The 16072-nt window shown below is 46.2% G+C and carries 18 protein-coding genes; all 18 read right to left on the reverse strand.

Annotated features, from left to right (window positions below):
* Nucleotides 1-728: 728 nt before the first annotated feature.
* Nucleotides 729-1436 carry a flagellar basal body P-ring formation chaperone FlgA gene (gene flgA, locus VTH8203_RS11475; protein WP_096993808.1) on the reverse strand — a complete coding sequence of 236 codons (708 nt, stop codon included), beginning with the start codon at nt 1434-1436 and terminating at the stop codon, nt 729-731.
* A complete protein-coding gene (locus VTH8203_RS11480) occupies nt 1429-1848 on the reverse strand; it encodes a hypothetical protein (protein ID WP_096993809.1) in 420 nt (139 codons plus the stop codon). The genes flgA and VTH8203_RS11480 overlap by 8 nt, the downstream gene beginning before the upstream one ends.
* On the reverse strand, nt 1838-2125 hold the full coding sequence (locus tag VTH8203_RS11485; protein WP_096993810.1) for a flagellar biosynthesis anti-sigma factor FlgM: 288 nt from the start codon (nt 2123-2125) through the stop codon (nt 1838-1840). Before VTH8203_RS11485 ends, VTH8203_RS11480 begins: the two co-directional genes overlap by 11 nt.
* A gap of 60 nt (nt 2126-2185) precedes the next feature.
* Nucleotides 2186-3193 carry a hypothetical protein gene (locus VTH8203_RS11490; RefSeq protein WP_096993811.1) on the reverse strand — a complete coding sequence of 336 codons (1008 nt, stop codon included), beginning with the start codon at nt 3191-3193 and terminating at the stop codon, nt 2186-2188.
* A 13-nt stretch (nt 3194-3206) separates the two neighbouring features.
* A complete protein-coding gene (locus VTH8203_RS11495; RefSeq protein ID WP_096993812.1) occupies nt 3207-4211 on the reverse strand; it encodes a FliG C-terminal domain-containing protein in 1005 nt (334 codons plus the stop codon).
* Between the two features lie 27 nt (nt 4212-4238).
* The gene (gene fliF, locus VTH8203_RS11500) at nt 4239-5912 is read right to left on the reverse strand and encodes a flagellar basal-body MS-ring/collar protein FliF (protein ID WP_096993813.1); all 1674 of its coding nucleotides are present in this window, start codon (nt 5910-5912) and stop codon (nt 4239-4241) included.
* Nucleotides 5913-5926: 14 nt separating this feature from the next.
* The gene (fliE, locus tag VTH8203_RS11505) at nt 5927-6310 is read right to left on the reverse strand and encodes a flagellar hook-basal body complex protein FliE (RefSeq protein WP_096993814.1); all 384 of its coding nucleotides are present in this window, start codon (nt 6308-6310) and stop codon (nt 5927-5929) included.
* Nucleotides 6311-6331: 21 nt separating this feature from the next.
* Nucleotides 6332-7198 (reverse strand): OmpA family protein, encoded by an 867-nt coding sequence (locus VTH8203_RS11510; protein WP_244181201.1) that lies wholly within the window; start codon nt 7196-7198, stop codon nt 6332-6334.
* A gap of 59 nt (nt 7199-7257) precedes the next feature.
* Entirely contained in the window at nt 7258-8142 is an 885-nt protein-coding gene (gene flgL / locus VTH8203_RS11515; RefSeq protein ID WP_096993816.1) for a flagellar hook-associated protein FlgL, read from the reverse strand.
* 10 nt (nt 8143-8152) lie between these two features.
* Nucleotides 8153-9532: a flagellar hook-associated protein FlgK gene (flgK, locus tag VTH8203_RS11520; RefSeq protein ID WP_096993817.1), complete on the reverse strand. Its 1380-nt coding sequence runs from the start codon at nt 9530-9532 to the stop codon at nt 8153-8155.
* On the reverse strand, nt 9532-10128 hold the full coding sequence (locus tag VTH8203_RS11525; protein ID WP_096993818.1) for a rod-binding protein: 597 nt from the start codon (nt 10126-10128) through the stop codon (nt 9532-9534). Before VTH8203_RS11525 ends, flgK begins: the two co-directional genes overlap by 1 nt.
* The gene (locus VTH8203_RS11530) at nt 10128-11255 is read right to left on the reverse strand and encodes a flagellar basal body P-ring protein FlgI (RefSeq protein WP_096993819.1); all 1128 of its coding nucleotides are present in this window, start codon (nt 11253-11255) and stop codon (nt 10128-10130) included. The genes VTH8203_RS11525 and VTH8203_RS11530 overlap by 1 nt, the downstream gene beginning before the upstream one ends.
* A complete protein-coding gene (flgH, locus tag VTH8203_RS11535) occupies nt 11255-11887 on the reverse strand; it encodes a flagellar basal body L-ring protein FlgH (protein WP_370739226.1) in 633 nt (210 codons plus the stop codon). Before flgH ends, VTH8203_RS11530 begins: the two co-directional genes overlap by 1 nt.
* A 129-nt stretch (nt 11888-12016) precedes the next feature.
* Nucleotides 12017-12802 (reverse strand): flagellar basal-body rod protein FlgG, encoded by a 786-nt coding sequence (gene flgG, locus VTH8203_RS11540; protein WP_096993821.1) that lies wholly within the window; start codon nt 12800-12802, stop codon nt 12017-12019.
* Nucleotides 12803-12813: 11 nt separating this feature from the next.
* A complete protein-coding gene (locus VTH8203_RS11545) occupies nt 12814-13548 on the reverse strand; it encodes a flagellar basal body rod protein FlgF (protein ID WP_096993822.1) in 735 nt (244 codons plus the stop codon).
* A gap of 4 nt (nt 13549-13552) precedes the next feature.
* On the reverse strand, nt 13553-14779 hold the full coding sequence (flgE, locus tag VTH8203_RS11550; protein WP_096993823.1) for a flagellar hook protein FlgE: 1227 nt from the start codon (nt 14777-14779) through the stop codon (nt 13553-13555).
* Nucleotides 14780-14908: 129 nt separating this feature from the next.
* Nucleotides 14909-15574 (reverse strand): flagellar hook capping FlgD N-terminal domain-containing protein, encoded by a 666-nt coding sequence (locus tag VTH8203_RS11555; RefSeq protein ID WP_096993824.1) that lies wholly within the window; start codon nt 15572-15574, stop codon nt 14909-14911.
* Between the two features lie 48 nt (nt 15575-15622).
* Entirely contained in the window at nt 15623-16051 is a 429-nt protein-coding gene (gene flgC / locus VTH8203_RS11560) for a flagellar basal body rod protein FlgC (RefSeq protein WP_006074304.1), read from the reverse strand.
* Between the last annotated feature and the right edge of the window lie 21 nt (nt 16052-16072).

The following is a 16072-nucleotide window of genomic DNA, read 5'->3' on the forward strand; positions in this document are numbered from 1 at the left end:
ACCATCTAATTAATGCTCTACATCCCCTCACTTCTAACATGCCCCCTATAGCCGTCATCCTCACGAAAGTGAGGATCTCCTACCGCGTGTAGGTGACTGAAAATTGGCGACTAAGTCACGTAATTTGGCTGCGGGACGCGCTGAATGAGATCCCCTTTTTCAAGGGGATGACTGTAATTTTGGGGGATGCTGTGAACACGGAAAGGGGCACAAACGTGCTGGCGGTGAGCATGCCAGCGCGTCTTTGGGCAGTAACGCTCTACATCCCTTCATGTCTAACATACTCCATATAGCCGTCATCCTCACAAAAGTGAGGATCTCATAGCACGTGTAGGCAACTGAAAATACTAGATTAAGTCACGTAATTTAACTTCTCAACGCGCTGAATGAGATCCCCTTTTTCAAGGGGATGACGGTGATTTTTGGTATAGTTTGAAACTCAGAAAGGGGCACAAACGAGCTGGCGGTGAGCATGCCAGCCGTCTCTGGACAGAAACGCTCTACACCCTTCATGTCTAACATACTCCATATAGCCTTCATCCTCACGAAAGTGAGGATCTCATACCACGTGTAGGCAACTGAAAATATTAGATTAAGTCACGTAATTTAACTTTTCAATGCGCTGAATAAGATCCCCTTTTCCAAGTGGATGACGGTGATTTTTGGTATAGTTTTCCTCAGAAAAACATAAAAAATCTAGAGCTTCACCTTCGCTCTAGGTTTTTTCGTTAATACACTCTCACTTGATTTTTCTTGATCACTACACCTCGCAACAGTTTCCCTGACTGTTGATTTTGAACCGATACCGTGTCGCCGACTAAACCACTTTCAAGTGCCGTTCCCAACGTCTCTAGCCGTATCGTCTTTGACTGGTAAACCACATCAACGGCCTGACCTTTCTCCACATCGTAATCAAGATACAAACGTGATGTGGTCAGAAGCTCACCCTTTTTCACCGAGCGCTTCAGTTTACTTCCCACCACTTCACTGGGTTTAAAAAACACTTTTTTGTCAGTGTTAAGTTTAATTGGCTCTATAGCGATATCTGAGGAAGATAAGCGCTGACCTTTTCGCAAAGCTTTATCGGCTGTCACAGCCCAAATAGTAAGGCTGGTTGATGAGGTTGCAGATAAACTCCACCTCTGAGCCTCACATCGCAATGTCCACTTCTGCTTTCCCAGTTTAATCTCACTACGATGATGAATTGCGACCGGTTTTGAACATGGCTGAAGCTGATGAATAGCTTTTGAAAAACGAATGCTGACATCAAGTTGATACTGTTGCGGGTAGCGGTAGCGAACGGTCTGCTCTATGAGCGAATGAATACGAGTGGAAAGGTGTTGCTCGAACTCAGAACTCGAAGCAACAGCGGCTTGCATATTAGTGATGCAGCCGTACGCGATAAGCAATATGAGTAATAACCCGGTCTTAGACATTAATCCTTAACTTATGTTTTCCAAGCGCTTCCTCCATCGCTTGGTGCTGCATCAGCATGATATTACCTTGGCGCTCCAGCTTGGCCTTACATTGTCCAATTGATTGTTCAATCTGCTTATCCAAAGCTTGAACTCGTTGCAGCACCCCACCTTGTAGTTTTGCCTGTATCACTTTGGTATATTGCCTGTCCTGACAACCCAACCGCTTTGCCATTGCGTAACGCTTTAAATCGGCTTCAGCCAATCGATGAGTCAGTGAAGTGATGGTTTGGTTTAGCGACTCTAATTTTTGATATTCCCGATTGAGTATCGCCGCGCGTATATCGTCTAGACCAGAAGATAGCTGGTGAGAAAACTCCAAAATATGCTGACCATAGGCAATGTAGCCTATCAACGCGCTTTTATTGCCCATGGTCTAGTCTCGCTATAACTTTCGCTAGCTCATCCATATCAAACACTAATTCCCCCGAGGCTATTTGCGCTTTGATTTGTTCAACCTTGGCGCTATCAATATCTTCAACTCCGTTAAAAAAACTCTTGGCATTTTCCAACAAGTCCACTTCATGTTGTGACAGATTGATTTGCTTCACTTTGACCTTTTGGTCTGGCTCAACCTTTTTGTTTTGAACCACATCCACTTGGGTATGCGGAACAATATGCTTCACATTATCGACCTTGATTTGACTCATATCCCGTTACTCACTTTGCTCACTTCTAATTAACTATAACGGCAATATTTCACGTCTGTTTCACCTTTTTCTCAGCAGTTTGATCACGTTATCTCGGCTAGGACCGCTAAAGCCTCGATAAATGGACTTCAAAGACAGTTCAGGGTTATCCGCTAAACGCTGCTTAAAGCTACCAAACTGTTCCAATTCAGGATGGGTACAAAAAGCAATGAGTTGATTTGCTCGTACCTTTTTGGTTTTTAGTACTTTCGACAGCGCTAAATACAACTTATTGACGCGCTCAAGCAGTGCTTCAATCTGCGGTATCGCACCCGACTCATTCACCAGTAAACGGCTAATAGTGTCTAACACTGGATAACAAGATTGAGCTTGAACGGCTATTGGCGCACCTTCAGCATAGCGCCCACCCTGTCCGGATACGAACACTTGACCGTCCCATGTGCGCCAATATTCATCTCGCATTCCAATCACAAATTCTTGATGTTGATTTAATCGTAACTGCAAATTGGCATACGCAAACATCATCTTAAATTGCTCTAACAAGACTTCGCGATCTTCTGTTCGCTCGAAGGCTAGTGCCACCAGCCGATTATTGATGTAGAGAGACACTACCTCGTCTCGTAACCGCTCTCGTTGAAAATCGAGTCCTGGAATTGTAAATTCAATAAGAGGGTTTTCCGTTTGAATAGGCGCAAAGCTAGAATCCACCACATAGTGACCAAACAAACGCTTTTGATTCCAAAACAGCAACTTCTTTTTGATGGTATCGATTTGGTTGGCTTGCTCTGGGCTGTAATGCGCTAGCTCTGCAATTTGTCTAAGTTTGATAAGCTCACTTGCGACCGTTCTGAGAACTTCTCCAGCCATCATTAAGCGGCTATACATCTTGTGCGAGTCGGACACTTCTGCGATAAGCTTGGGGCGTTCTTGCAGGTTCATCTGTATCATTTGCTGTTGCAGAAGTACCGATGTAGGTTGGCGCGTCGACAACTTTTCAGAGCGTTTTATCTTGCCCGCACCGGCAGGGTTGACCTGATTTTTACGCTGGGTAATTCCGGTTAACTTCATCCTACCTCTCCCACTAGGTCAAACGTGGCTCATTAGCAAAGTTGAGCGTAATAATCTCTTCCGCTTGCATCTGTTTAACGATCTCTATCACTTCCTTTCGAGCCTGTTCTACCTGACTGACTGGGACAGCGCCAATACGTACCAAATTTTCTTTTAGCTCGGTAGATACCCGTTGTGGCATCGAGTTGATGATATACTGACGACAATCTTTGTTTGTCCCTTTAAGGGCGTATGCCCATAACTCAAGACTGACTCTTTCATTAATGAGGTTGATAGTTTCAAGGTCTTGATTAAACAGAGTGAAAAAATCAAACATCGCCTCTTCTACCAACTCAGCGGCTTCTTCATCGTGGTCGTGAAGGAATTGGAACAAGTTGCTCTTATCGCCGGAATAGCGATTAATAATATTTGCCACCACTTTTGACCCTTGCAGGCTTGCTGAACCACCGCTGTGATAATTAATTTTGCAGCGGTCAATAAGGTCCTTCAAGGTCTCCATTAACCCAGATGTCAAAACCTGTGTTTTGGATATTTGCAAAATCAACTCATGGCACTCTTGTTCATCGTATTCGTCCATGACTCTAGCACTGTACTCAAGTGGCAAATGAGCAATCAGTAACGCCTGCAAATTTATGTGTTCTTTCTTGAGATCGTTGACCAATAAATCCGGCGGAATCCAAGCCAGCTTTTCTGCGTGCGAGCGAATCTCATCACCATAGATTTCAGAGACCAAATCTCGCGCTAAGTTACCGTTGAGCGTTTTTTCCAAGACATTGGTGATATATTGTCGTGTACCACCAAGGATACCTGAGTGCTTTCTGAAATCATCAAAAAAACCGGACAACGAAACCAGCGCATCTTTGGCTTTAATATCTTTCATTTTACTCATTGCATGAGTAATCAGTTTTATCTCTTCATGGGTGAATCCTTTGAGAACCTCAGAGCCAATATCCTCTCCCATACTCAATACCAACATAGCGACACCATCTACAGATTGATAGGTTTGTTTGTTCTCCATATACGCCCCTTTTGATAATCCTTTGATCTAGGCTTGAATCCACGTTCGCAAAATCTCGGCGACTCGATTTGGGTCTTCTTTCGCGATAAGTTTTAGGTGCTTAATCTGCACCTCTAACGGACTATCGGCCGATGGTAAATTGTCATCCAACGCTTTGATACCAGTAGCATCAATACCTAGTGATTCCAGTTTCGACTGTAAAGCTGCTTCTGCCGCACGCTCTTCTTTGGTGATGACATCATCGTATTCCATACTTTCTGCTTCTTGTTCTTCCTGCTCAGCGGCCTTGGTTAAATATTGAGCCAGCGGGCGCAAGACTACCATGATCATTAAACCACTCAACATCACACCCAGTAGATACTTGAGTGGCTGCATAATATTAGTGTTTTCAAACCAAGCGACAGGCGCTTGTTCTGGAATACTGGCAACCACAAACGGAAAATGAGTGATGTGTATGGTGTCACCGCGCGCTTCATTGAACCCTATCGCAGAACGAACCACATTTTCGACATTAGTCAGCTCTTGTGAAGTCCAAGTTTGATTAGCGTTAGCCAAGTCATTGACGACGATAGAAACAGACAGATTTTGTAACACGCCCTGTTGATGTTGAATATGACGTACTTTGCCACTCACCGCATAATCTCGTGACGTTTCGCTGCGATTCACTTTAGCGTTTGGCTCCGGCTGAGGCTCGCCATCGGTCACTGGGGGCGTGTTACTCAAGGCACCCGGAATACCTAACGCCATCGAGGACTCATTTACATCGTTAAGCAAAGTTTCCTTTCGCACGACGGGATCAGCATAAATCTCTTCCGTCTCTTCTATGCGTGAAAAATCAATATCACTAGCGATTTGAACTCGGAAATTACTGGCTCCTAGAATTGGAGTTAGCATATCTGTGGCTTGCGCAACCAAGGTTCTTTCTAGATTACGTTTATAGTCAGATTGCTTACCTGTGGTGACTGTGATATCGCCAACGGTAGCATCGTTAGACAATAAGCGGCCGTGCTGGTCAACGACTCTCACATGTTCAGACTTAAGACCAATGACAGCCCCAGATACCAAATTGATTACCGATTCAACTTGAGTCGGTTTGAGATCCATTCCATTGATGATGTGAACGATAACAGACGCTCTTGGCTGCTCTCCGTCGTCACGCATAAACAAGCTTTCTTTCGGAATAGCGAGATGCACTCGGGCCAAGCTGACCGCACTCATAGTGGTTATGCTGCGTGCCAACTCCCCTTCTAATGCATGACGGTAACGGGCGTTTTCCATAAATTGGCTTTCACCGAGGCTTTTTGAACTATCAAGTGAATCAAAGCCACTTGGCAGTTGTTCTTTTAACCCTTTTGACGCTAGAATCATGCGAATTTTCGCCACATCACCTTCCGGAACCAATATCTGACCATCATCTTGGCTAAGCTGGTAACGTATCGATTCTTCGTCGAGGAGCTGCAAAACTTGGCTAGAGTCGAAGTTGGCTGACTTGCTATACAGGGGCCGAAACCGCTCTGCTGATGTCCACAACATAATAACAATGATCGCCGCCGTAATCGTAGCGAATATGGTGATAATAATGACGTTGCGTTGCGAGCTTTGCCAAAATGTATTGAGCCAGCCAGACGCTTGATTTAGCTTCTGTTTCGCCGCCCCCATATTGTTGGCTAGCGCTGGTTTTGTTGCTAATTCTGCTGCCATCGCCGTTCCCTAGCCTAAATAGGCATCTTTATAATGTCTTGGAAGTTCGACACCATTTTATTTCGCACTTGCATTAGTGCGTTAAAGGACAACTGTGCTTTTTGTGACGCTACCGTTGCGCCTAAAAGGTCATCACTTTTACCTAACTCCACTGCCGTAATTTTGTCAGACGCGTGAGCTTGATATCGATCTACTGTATCCAAGATACCTTTGAGTGCATGACTGAACTGCAATGCCGTTTCTGGAGCTGGATGCACTTTGGTATTGTCTTGAACAACGCCTTTTACCGCGACCGGTACCACCGATTGATTAGAGAATGGATTGGTCGCGATTTGTTGCTGATCGTGCATTTTTCCAATGAGTTCTTGTTGTAATTGCATTGCGCTGATTTTTTCCATGCTTCATTCTCCATCACAGCCTCACTTGCGTACTAATCGAATTTCTACACGACGATTTTTATCGCGACCTTCTTTTGTGGTGTTGTCATATTTAGGGTATCGGTCTCCATGACCACGTATCTCTATCATCTTTTTAGACACCCCATTTTCAACGAACCACTGCGCAACATCGGACCCGCGCTGCTTTGAAATTTGTAGGTTGGCAACCGAATCTCCTGAATTATCGGTATATCCATCTATCAAAACCTTAACGATTTTTGAGTCACGCTTTACCAACGAACTGATGTCATCAATGGTACGTTTTTGCCGTTCCGTTAAGGTCACAGCGCCGCTTTGAAAATGCAATTCAACGCGACGTGCATGTTGAAAGTTCACGGGAGGCAAACCAAAGCGGCAATGGTTAAATTCATCTAGTGCGGGTCTGAAATTCGTGGTCGGGAAATAGATGTCAAAATCCATAGCATTAATGTTGAACCAGGCACCACTAGCCATGTCTTCTAGTAGCAGCGTCGCACCATCTTCCGTAACTAAAGCGGAACCTTGTTGTTGGATCTTTTCAATGGTGGTTGTGGTATAGGATTTAGAAATACCCCAGACTGGCTCTGTGGTGTTAAACGAAGTGGAAGAAGGAAGTGAGCGTACACCACGTTTCTCCACCTTGATTTGTAAAGGGTTGGCAGCCAGTAGAACAAACTGTACCGAAAAACCGGTATGAGGGTCGAAAGATTGTAAGACACATTGGTCAACAGATTGATTGAATTGCCATTGCACACTATCAAACGGAACAATATAACGCTGAGCAAGAGCCTGAGTAGGCATCATCACGTTAGCTACTATCAAGCTAACCATCATTAAACGAATTAAGTACAAGGCCCCAGACATAGACATTTGTCGAGACCCGAACCAATTCGCAAGTCTTGTATGACGAGGTTTAACCATATCGCTTCTCATATCAAATCAAACAGAGAAATACCGGCGACGCGCGCGAAAGTTTTTTGTGTGGCTTCTAGAGCAATCATACCTTGGTTAAGTTCCACCGAAGCTTGTGCATAATCCAACTCCTCTAGTTCTGAGCGCACCGTTTCGGCAAAAAACACCATATCAATGCTGGTTTCTTTGAGTCTATCCAAGGCGTTATATTGGCTACCAATATCTGTCAAAGACACTAACAAGTTCTGATGCAGAGCCTGATTAGTATCGAGCGCACTATCTAATGCTGGCGAAAAACCCGCCGTCGGAACTTCCAACTCGGCGATTGCATTGTCCAAATCAGTAAAAATGGCGTTGGTGCCGATAACATCCGTTACGGTTAAGTTGCTTGGCACATATTGGTCATTGCCAACTTTGGTTTCACGATAATCTAAATTGCTGTTTAAGGTATAAGGCGGTGTTGTCGATATGGCTTGGTTTGTTATGTTCGTGCCTGAAAACAAATAGCTTCCTTCATTCGCTTGATTTAACGTGGTAAGCATCTCTGTTTTCAGCGATTTCAGCTCTAATACTATCCCTGCACGACTTTGTGCATCCAAAGTACCATTCTTACCTTGAAGTAGTAGCTCATTGACCTGTTGGGACAGCTCTTCTAACGTATTCACATTGGTTTCATAGCGAGTCAACTGAGACTGCACATTCTCAATATTGCGCTGGTATTGCTGATTATCAGAGACCGTCTTTTTTAGTCCTTCAAGGCGCACCGCCGCAATCGGGTCATCGGAAAGATGGTTGAGCTTCAACCCAGTCGACATCTGCTCAAACACTTTATTGAGACGAATATTGTTATCCATTAGCGAACGCTGCATAACCGCATTAAATTGTGAGTCCGTTACTCGCATCACTGCTCTCCTAAAACGCTTTTAACAAAGTCTGAAACATTTGATTAGCCGTACTGATCACTTTCATATTTGCCTCATAGGCATTGAGAAAAAGCAACATGTTCGCGGCTTCTTCGTCCGAGTTCACCGCGCTGACACTATCTCTGGCAACTTGCGCATCCTCTACGCTAATTTGTGCTGCTGTCGCTTCACTTTCAGCTTGTCGGGTAAAAATACCAATGTCTCCCAACAACCCCGAATAAGCGCTATAAGGCGTTTTACCAACAACCGACCCATTGGTTAAAGGCGTTTGAGATAGCATGGAAAGATCTTTGAGAACATCACCGTTGCCGGAAAGCGTTGCACTAGAGGAGAATGCAAGCGCTTGTGCGCTAATCGCAGGGTCAATGGCAAGCGAGTGCGCCTCACTCCCCGCCGTGTAAGTAAACAAGCTTTGCCCAGCGGCTCCGTTAAGATCAAAGCCCGAATTTAAGGCATTATTGACCCCGTCAGCGAGTCCTTTTGCGAGATCGGCCAATGTCGCTTTAATCGGCTCGTATTGGCTCAGTTTTAAGGCTTCTAGCGCACCAAGTTCTCCACCTAACGAGTCATCAATCGCAGTCGTCATTGACTGGAAAGTAATGGAAAGATCGGTGCTATAAGGGTCACCACTCGAAAAGTCGCGAGTGAGTGAAGCCGAAAAACCGCCAATAACCAGAGGCTGTCCGTTAGGCGTGGATAACTCAACACCGCCCGCGGTATATATCACTTGCACATCTAACGATTTTGAGAGCTCGTTAAGCTGTTTGTCCATTTCATCTTGTAGTCCTGCGACGCCTTTACCGAGCAGTGCGTCTTCTTGAAGTTTTTGATTTAGAGCTGCGATACTTTCAAGCTGGCTGTTGACATGAGACACGATGGCTCCGTATCGTTCACTTTGCGCCGCCTCTTGCTGACTAAGTTGGGCTGAAACTGAGTTGAGTTGCTGTGCTAACGCATCTGCGTTAGTGAGCACTTGTTGTCTAAATGCGATGCTCTCTGGCGTCACACTGGCTTCATCAATCGCGGCAAAAAAGCCATTAAGGCCCTGCGTTAAACTCAAACCGTCAGCACCCAACAGATTTTCAATATTGGATAAACCGTCAAAATAACTTTGTGAATATTGCGCCGATTCGGTAGCTTCCCGTAAACGATTAATGGAAGACTGCTCTGCAATCCGAATAATATCGCCCACTTCAACACCCGCCCCCAAATTGATCCCGTTGACGAAATTTCCAGACGATGTTGCTTCTAAACTGACTATCTGACGACTATAACCCGATGTATTCACGTTGGCGGTATTTTGCGCCGTCGTATTTAACGCCACACGATTGGCGAGTACACCACTGAGTCCAATATTGACCATTCCCATTATTTACTCTCCTTATCTAGAGGACGGTTGGGAACTTGCGATGACAATTGCTTGAATATCATCTCGGCGAGCCCAAATGAGGATTGACGGCTAATACGCTGCGCCAACTGGGCATCGAGCATTCCTTGAAACATGCCATCCGACTTCATGGACAGCGGATTGTTTTCATCACTCATCGCCTCGCTAGCAGAGCGCATACGAGTGAGCATTTGTTGCAGAAATAACGCCTCAAACTGCTGCGAAGCTGCCAACAATCCTGCTCCAGAATTGTCGTGTTTCATTTGAGCTAAGGCATGATTGTCTAAATAGAAGTTCGCGACATGTTGGCTCGTCTGCGTATGAGCTGGAACCGACAATTGCCCGGAGAACGTTGCCAGCCCTGCTCGTTGCGAACTTTCAACCATTAAGGTTTCAAAGCTCATTGTTTGCGCTTGTGCAGGGCTCGTTGAATGTAATGACGACGCCACAACGGATACGTCAGCTTCAGTGGATGCAATGTTCTCTATCCCAGGCTTAATTTCACACTGCTGTTTTACAGTCAAAGGACCTTGGCTAGGTAATTGGGTTATTAAAGCCAGTGCGTTTGAATCAAGCATTAGATCACCACCAAATCACCGTTAATAGCGCCAACTTCATCCAGCGCCTGTAAGATTTGCATCAACGCTTCTGGAGTAGCGCCAATATTATTAATCGCATCGACAATTTCTTGCAGATTGGTACCACGAGGCCACACCATCGTCGTACCGTCATCTTCATCGACGCTGATTTGGGTATTTTGGACAATGGCTGTTTCACCCACAGTATTGAACGCACCTCCCGGCTGTGACACCGACTCGGATTCTAAAATTGTCACGGTAATCCCACCTTGGCTTACCGCTGCCTCGGAAACCGTCACATTCTGGCTAATCACTACTGTGCCTGTTCGCGAATTGAACACCACCTTAGGCAAACGACGACCCTCTTCGATTTGCAACTCTTGAATCATGGCAACAAACATCACTCTGTCCTCGCTATCAATAGGGGCGGACACTTCAACTTGGCCTTTATTGAGCGCCTTCGCCACTTGCCCACCAAATGTCAGATTGATAGCTTTGGAAATGTTCAGTGCCGTTTCGTAGTTAGGCTGCTTGAGCTGCAAACGAATCGTCGGATCTCGGTCAATACCGGTTGAGATTTCTCGTTCTAAGGTCGCACCATTGGGTATGCGGCCAACGGTCGGGGTATTTCGAGTCACGCTGGTACCGTTTTCACCCGTAGCGTTAAAACCGCCAACTACCAAGCTACCTTGAGCCACCGCATAAACTTCACCATCAATACCTCGAAGTGGTGTAAGTAACAAAGTCCCACCGCGCAGGCTTTTGGCATCCCCCAACGAAGACACCGTTACGGTCAGGGTTTGACCCGCGCCTTGATGTGGCTCGACCGCGGCAGTCACACTCACCGCGGCAACGTTTTTCAATTTAGGGTTGGTACTATCGTCAAGTTGCACACCAAACTGTTTGATCATATTCACCACCGACTGCTGGGTGAACTTCACTTGAGATTTATCGCCGGAGCCATCCAGCCCAACCACTAAGCCATATCCAATCAGTTGGTTTTGTCTGTCTCCGTAGACCTCCGCTACTTCAGCAATCGCTCTTGCGGCCAAAGTTGATGGTGTCCAGCTAAGTAGCCCCAAAGGCAACAGCAAATGGATGAGGTAACGCCATTTCAACGTCATCATTAAAACGGCATCCAAGGTGAATTAAAGAATTGAGTTAGCCAGCCAGCGGTATTGGTATCGGCAAAAGTGCCTCTGCCTGCATATGTGATGCGCGCGTCTGCAATACGTTGAGAGGAAAGTGTATTGTCGGCTTGAATATCATCCACTCGCACATTCCCCGTCAAACGGATGTATTCATCGCCTTGATTGAGTTTCAGCCACTTCTCCCCTCGAACTCTAAGCACCCCGTTAGGCAGTACATCGTAAACCGTCACCGTAATAGAGCCTGATAAACTATTACCCTGTGTAGATGCCGCTGCGCCATCAAAATCTCGTGTTGCATCAAGAGCGGCGCTGCCTTCAGTATAGGTCGTCGTACCAAGAATCGGCGCAGCAATCGTCGCACTGGAATCTTTACCATACTGAGTCGAAGCGCTCTTATCAGACTCTGTTTTCTCATCAAGCATAACAGTAAGGATATCTCCCACCCGATAAGCTCGACGGTCTTGAAACAAGGTCATGGCCGTCGTTCCAGTATACAAACTACCCTTGCTAACTCGTGTAACCTGATAATCTAATTCTGGCGGAGCATACGCTTCATCATTAGGAGACGGTGGGATAAATTCATCCTGCCGACCCGCGCAACCAATCATATTCACGACCAGAAGTGCGACAACAGAAATGTAATAAAGCACACCAATCGCATGAGACTTTGCAAGCCCCGCTTTATTCGCTTTTTGCTTTTCCATCTCAGCTTCCTTCATGCCTGACTCCCTTTGGCGCTATGACTGCTGAGCAATGTATTGCAACATTTGATCGGCTGCACTGACCATTTTTGCGCTCATTTCATAAGCTCGCTGAGTAGCAATCATGTCGACCATTTCCTCCACCACCTGTACATTGGAGCCTTCAAGTGCGCCTTGTTTTAATTGCCCTGAGCCCTCGGTTCCTGCCACAAGCTCTACTGCTTCCCCTGAGCCTTCCGTTTCAGCAAACAAGTTACCGCCTTGCGCAGCGAGTCCCGCTGGGTTCATGAATTTCACTATGGTAATTTGACCTAACGCCTCTGGGTTTACTTGTCCCGGAATCGTTGCGGTTGCTACGCCATCAGCGGTAATACTCACCAATGTTGCTTCTGGCGGAATGACAATTTCAGGGATGAGCGGGTAGCCTTGTGTATTGACCAATTGCCCATCTGAATTGGTTTGAAACTGTCCGTTTCGGGTATACAGGAGCTCGCCATCCGAGTTCTCTATTTGGAAAAAACCGTCACCGAGTATGGCTAAGTCAAATTGCTGGTTGGTGTTTTGAATGCTACCTTGAGTAAAGACTTTTTCTGTCCCCACAACGCGAACACCATTACCAAGCTGAATTCCCGTGGGGTGTTCATTGAGTTCGGTGGTTTCTGTACCCGCCTGCTTATCGACGCTGTAAAACAGGTCTTCAAATACCACACGGTCTCGCTTGAAACCGACGGTATTGATATTGGCAAGATTGTTAGAAATGGCGGTCATTTTCGCATCTTGAGCAGCCATCCCTGTTTTGGATATCCATAAAGCACTGTGCATAATTGTCTTCCTTAAGCTTTAAGCAGTTTGTTCCCTATCTGAGCAATTTCATCGGCCGACGCCATGACTTCAATTTGCATTTCATATTGTCGAGTAAGTGACATGATGCTAACCAACTCTTCGAGGCTTGATACGTTACTCGCCTCTAAATACCCAGAACGCACTTGAACCGTAAAGTCTTCAGCTAACACACCACCTCCTTTAGGAACAAAATGACCGCTGGCATGCATGGTCATCGCATCGTATTCAGGCTTAACTAACTTGAGCGCACCTACCTCGACCGAAGCTTCTCCACCAATTGGAGTCACTGAAATCAGGCCGTTTGCACTGACGGTAATAAACTCAAAATCGGGCAAAACCATAGGCCCATCGATTGACATAACACGTCGCTCACCAAGGTAAAGCTGACCATTACCATCCAATCGAAAATTTCCGGCACGGGTGTACAGTTCGTTCGGTTCGCCCTCCAAGCCTTCTAAGGTAATAAACCCATCGCCGTTAATAGAGACATCCAAAGGACGTTCGGTGCGAATATCTTCACCTTGTGCAAAATTGTTGATCGCCGAATTAGTTCTCGAAGTTACCGAGGTTAAAAACCCCGAGCCTTCCAAACGCATTGGTGAAGAGTGTTCCATCAGTGCCTTGAACCCTATGGTGTCAGCATGAGAGAGGTTATTGGCGCGAACGTGCTGAGCGAGCATGGTTCGCTCAGCACCTTTCGCTGCACTAAACAGTATTGGATTCATAGTCCTACACCACGTTGAATAGCGCTTGGGTTAGCTGATCTGAGGTTGAAATCGATTTGGTGTTGGCTTGATAGTTACGCTGTGCGGTCATTAAAGCCACCAACTCAGAAGTCAGATCCACATTTGAGCCTTCCAGTGCTCCCGACGTTAAATCACCGAACACACCACTGCCTGCTGTACCCAAAACCGGAGTGCCAGAACTAAAGCTTTGCAGCCATGCGGTATCACTGGTTTTGATCAGGTTTTGAGGGGCAGCAAAGTCGGCGAGTACCACTTGGCCTTGCAGTTGAGATTGCCCATTGGTGTAGGTGGCAAAAATACGTCCATCATTTTCCATTCGAACACTGGCATAATCACCGGAGGTATAGCCGTTAGGACTATTTTTGGACACCACAAAGTCACTACCAAACTGAGTGACTGACGATAAATCTATATTCACTGTCACGCCGTTTGCGCCATTAGCGGGGTCAAAACTCACGCTGTAGTTCCCCCCTGATGCAATAGTTCCATCTGCGTTAAAGGTGAAATTAGCGCTATCGGTGGTAGTTGGAGAACTCGCGGGGACTAGTGCATCGGCTGCGTTGATGGCTTGACCATCCACTAAAACGTGAACATTCCAATCATTGGAGGCCCCTTTGACAAAGTACTGACTTACCGTGTGTGGGTTGCCCAGCGAATCATAAACTGGCGTGGTGTAAGAATGGTTGTAGGTAGAAGAATCGCTGTAATCAAAGGCCGCCGCGGGGACTTGCTCTCGCGCATCTAAATTGGCCACAAACTCGATACTGTCGGTTTCTCTTGCTTGCAGCGAAGCTGTGCTGATTTGCACTGTGCCGACCGAACCTAAGAGTAGATTATTATTCCCATCGACCGAGTAACCTTGCAGCGCTGCGCCGCTATTGGCGGTGATCACGCCGTCGGCATTCATATTGAAAATACCCGAGCGAGTGTAGAGAGTTTGCCCTTTGCTGTCCTCTAAAACAAAGAACCCATTGCCACTCAACGCCATGTCCAGTGAGCGCCCAGTGCCTGTTACCGTGCCACTTTTCTCAAAGTTTTGCGACACACCGACTACTTCAACGCCACCAGCTTCACTCCCACTGTAAACCGACGCAAATTCGGTTCTCGACTCCTTAAAGCCTGTTGTTGAAACATTAGCAATATTGTTGGAAATAGTGTTGAGCTCTGAGTTAGAGGCATTTAGCCCACTCAGTGCAATACTAAAGCTCATAATGTCATCCTCTTCATTCAAAAGAGGCTATCTCCGCTAGCTCTCTGGTTCGCGGAGAACGACAGCCATCATCTTACTTACAAAAACTTAAAAAAGGTCAAAGACTAAAAATACTCGCGAAAATACAACTTAATTAGAGAAGGCCGCCACGTCGTAAAACGCCACTAAACCCACTCCTTGCACTTGCAGATGGCTTGTTCCGCCTACAAGCGGCGTTGTCACCTGCTCAACCTTGCCATGCTGATAAATCGCTGGCTGGTAATTTTGTCCACTGTCCAATGTCACTTTCATTTGGTACGCGCCATTCAGACCCATCGCTTTGGCATCAAAAGCAAAATCAACCCGCCCTGCACTATTGGGGCCTAACGTTACCGTTTTCACTTGCCCAAGATGATTTACCAACTCGACAGCCACTGTATTGGACGCAGCTTGCAATTGAATATAACCAGTGTGAGTGCCCTCACCCGATGCGGATAGTTGGTCACTTTTGACGGTGACGGTTTTGTCCACCAAGGCTGCGGTACTCAGGACTTGCAAGTTATCAAGCATCGTCGTGTTGTTTTGCATCAACTGAACTAGGTTCTCTGTGCTCTCTACTTGAGAAAACTGCGCCAACTGCGCAACGTATTCAGTCCCATCCGTCGGGTTTAACGGGTCTTGGTTTTCAATCTGCGCCACCATCAAGGTGATAAATTCATTCTTTAACGCCCCAGCGCTGTTTGGGTTTTCTTTAGGGGCCAATGTTGACGCAGACTCAATGTTATTGACCTGCGCCGCTCCGGATATAGTCGTCATAATAGGTACATTCCTTAGAAATCACTGATTCGCAATAGCAGGGCTCTATTAACTGCGCCACAGACCCATAAGTGATTGCTGCATGGATTTGACATTACCCAGCACTTCAACACTGGCTTCAAAACTGCGAGTCGCCGAGATCATATCTGCCATCTCGTTGACGACATTGATTCCTGAGTAGTACACATAACCTTCGTCATTTGACAGCGGATTGTTGGGCTCATAACGCCCTTCCATCATCGAAGACACTTCGACAACGTCTGCAATGCGAATTGGTACCACGCCTTGATGTTGGGTTTCTTGTGCATTGAAATGGTTGTAAACCGCAGAAAATATCGGTTTGAGTGGTTTATAAACTTTTGAAGGGTCCCCAGAAACAGAATCAGCGTTTGCCAAGTTACTGGAGATAGTATTAAGCCTAACGGTTTGGGCACTCATTGCCGAGCCCGCCGTCTCATAGATACCTAAGAATGACATGGTGTCCCTACCTAATCAATT

Origin of the sequence: Vibrio thalassae (assembly GCF_900089835.1) — a bacterium.
GTDB classification, from domain to species: Bacteria; Pseudomonadota; Gammaproteobacteria; order Enterobacterales; family Vibrionaceae; genus Vibrio; species Vibrio thalassae.

Bases quoted from the DNA above. Each gene is read 5' to 3' on its own strand.
- flgA (WP_096993808.1), bottom strand. From the start codon at position 1,436: ATGTCTAAGACCGGGTTATTACTCATATTGCTTATCGCGTACGGCTGC.
- VTH8203_RS11480 (WP_096993809.1), bottom strand. From the start codon at position 1,848: ATGGGCAATAAAAGCGCGTTGATAGGCTACATTGCCTATGGTCAGCAT.
- VTH8203_RS11485 (WP_096993810.1), bottom strand. From the start codon at position 2,125: ATGAGTCAAATCAAGGTCGATAATGTGAAGCATATTGTTCCGCATACC.
- VTH8203_RS11490 (WP_096993811.1), bottom strand. From the start codon at position 3,193: ATGAAGTTAACCGGAATTACCCAGCGTAAAAATCAGGTCAACCCTGCC.
- VTH8203_RS11495 (WP_096993812.1), bottom strand. From the start codon at position 4,211: ATGGAGAACAAACAAACCTATCAATCTGTAGATGGTGTCGCTATGTTG.
- fliF (WP_096993813.1), bottom strand. From the start codon at position 5,912: ATGGCAGCAGAATTAGCAACAAAACCAGCGCTAGCCAACAATATGGGG.
- fliE (WP_096993814.1), bottom strand. From the start codon at position 6,310: ATGGAAAAAATCAGCGCAATGCAATTACAACAAGAACTCATTGGAAAA.
- VTH8203_RS11510 (WP_244181201.1), bottom strand. From the start codon at position 7,198: ATGTCTATGTCTGGGGCCTTGTACTTAATTCGTTTAATGATGGTTAGC.
- flgL (WP_096993816.1), bottom strand. From the start codon at position 8,142: ATGCGAGTAACGGACTCACAATTTAATGCGGTTATGCAGCGTTCGCTA.
- flgK (WP_096993817.1), bottom strand. From the start codon at position 9,532: ATGGGAATGGTCAATATTGGACTCAGTGGTGTACTCGCCAATCGTGTG.
- VTH8203_RS11525 (WP_096993818.1), bottom strand. From the start codon at position 10,128: ATGCTTGATTCAAACGCACTGGCTTTAATAACCCAATTACCTAGCCAA.
- VTH8203_RS11530 (WP_096993819.1), bottom strand. From the start codon at position 11,255: ATGATGACGTTGAAATGGCGTTACCTCATCCATTTGCTGTTGCCTTTG.
- flgH (WP_370739226.1), bottom strand. From the start codon at position 11,887: ATGATTGGTTGCGCGGGTCGGCAGGATGAATTTATCCCACCGTCTCCT.
- flgG (WP_096993821.1), bottom strand. From the start codon at position 12,802: ATGCACAGTGCTTTATGGATATCCAAAACAGGGATGGCTGCTCAAGAT.
- VTH8203_RS11545 (WP_096993822.1), bottom strand. From the start codon at position 13,548: ATGAATCCAATACTGTTTAGTGCAGCGAAAGGTGCTGAGCGAACCATG.
- flgE (WP_096993823.1), bottom strand. From the start codon at position 14,779: ATGAGCTTTAGTATTGCACTGAGTGGGCTAAATGCCTCTAACTCAGAG.
- VTH8203_RS11555 (WP_096993824.1), bottom strand. From the start codon at position 15,574: ATGACGACTATATCCGGAGCGGCGCAGGTCAATAACATTGAGTCTGCG.
- flgC (WP_006074304.1), bottom strand. From the start codon at position 16,051: ATGTCATTCTTAGGTATCTATGAGACGGCGGGCTCGGCAATGAGTGCC.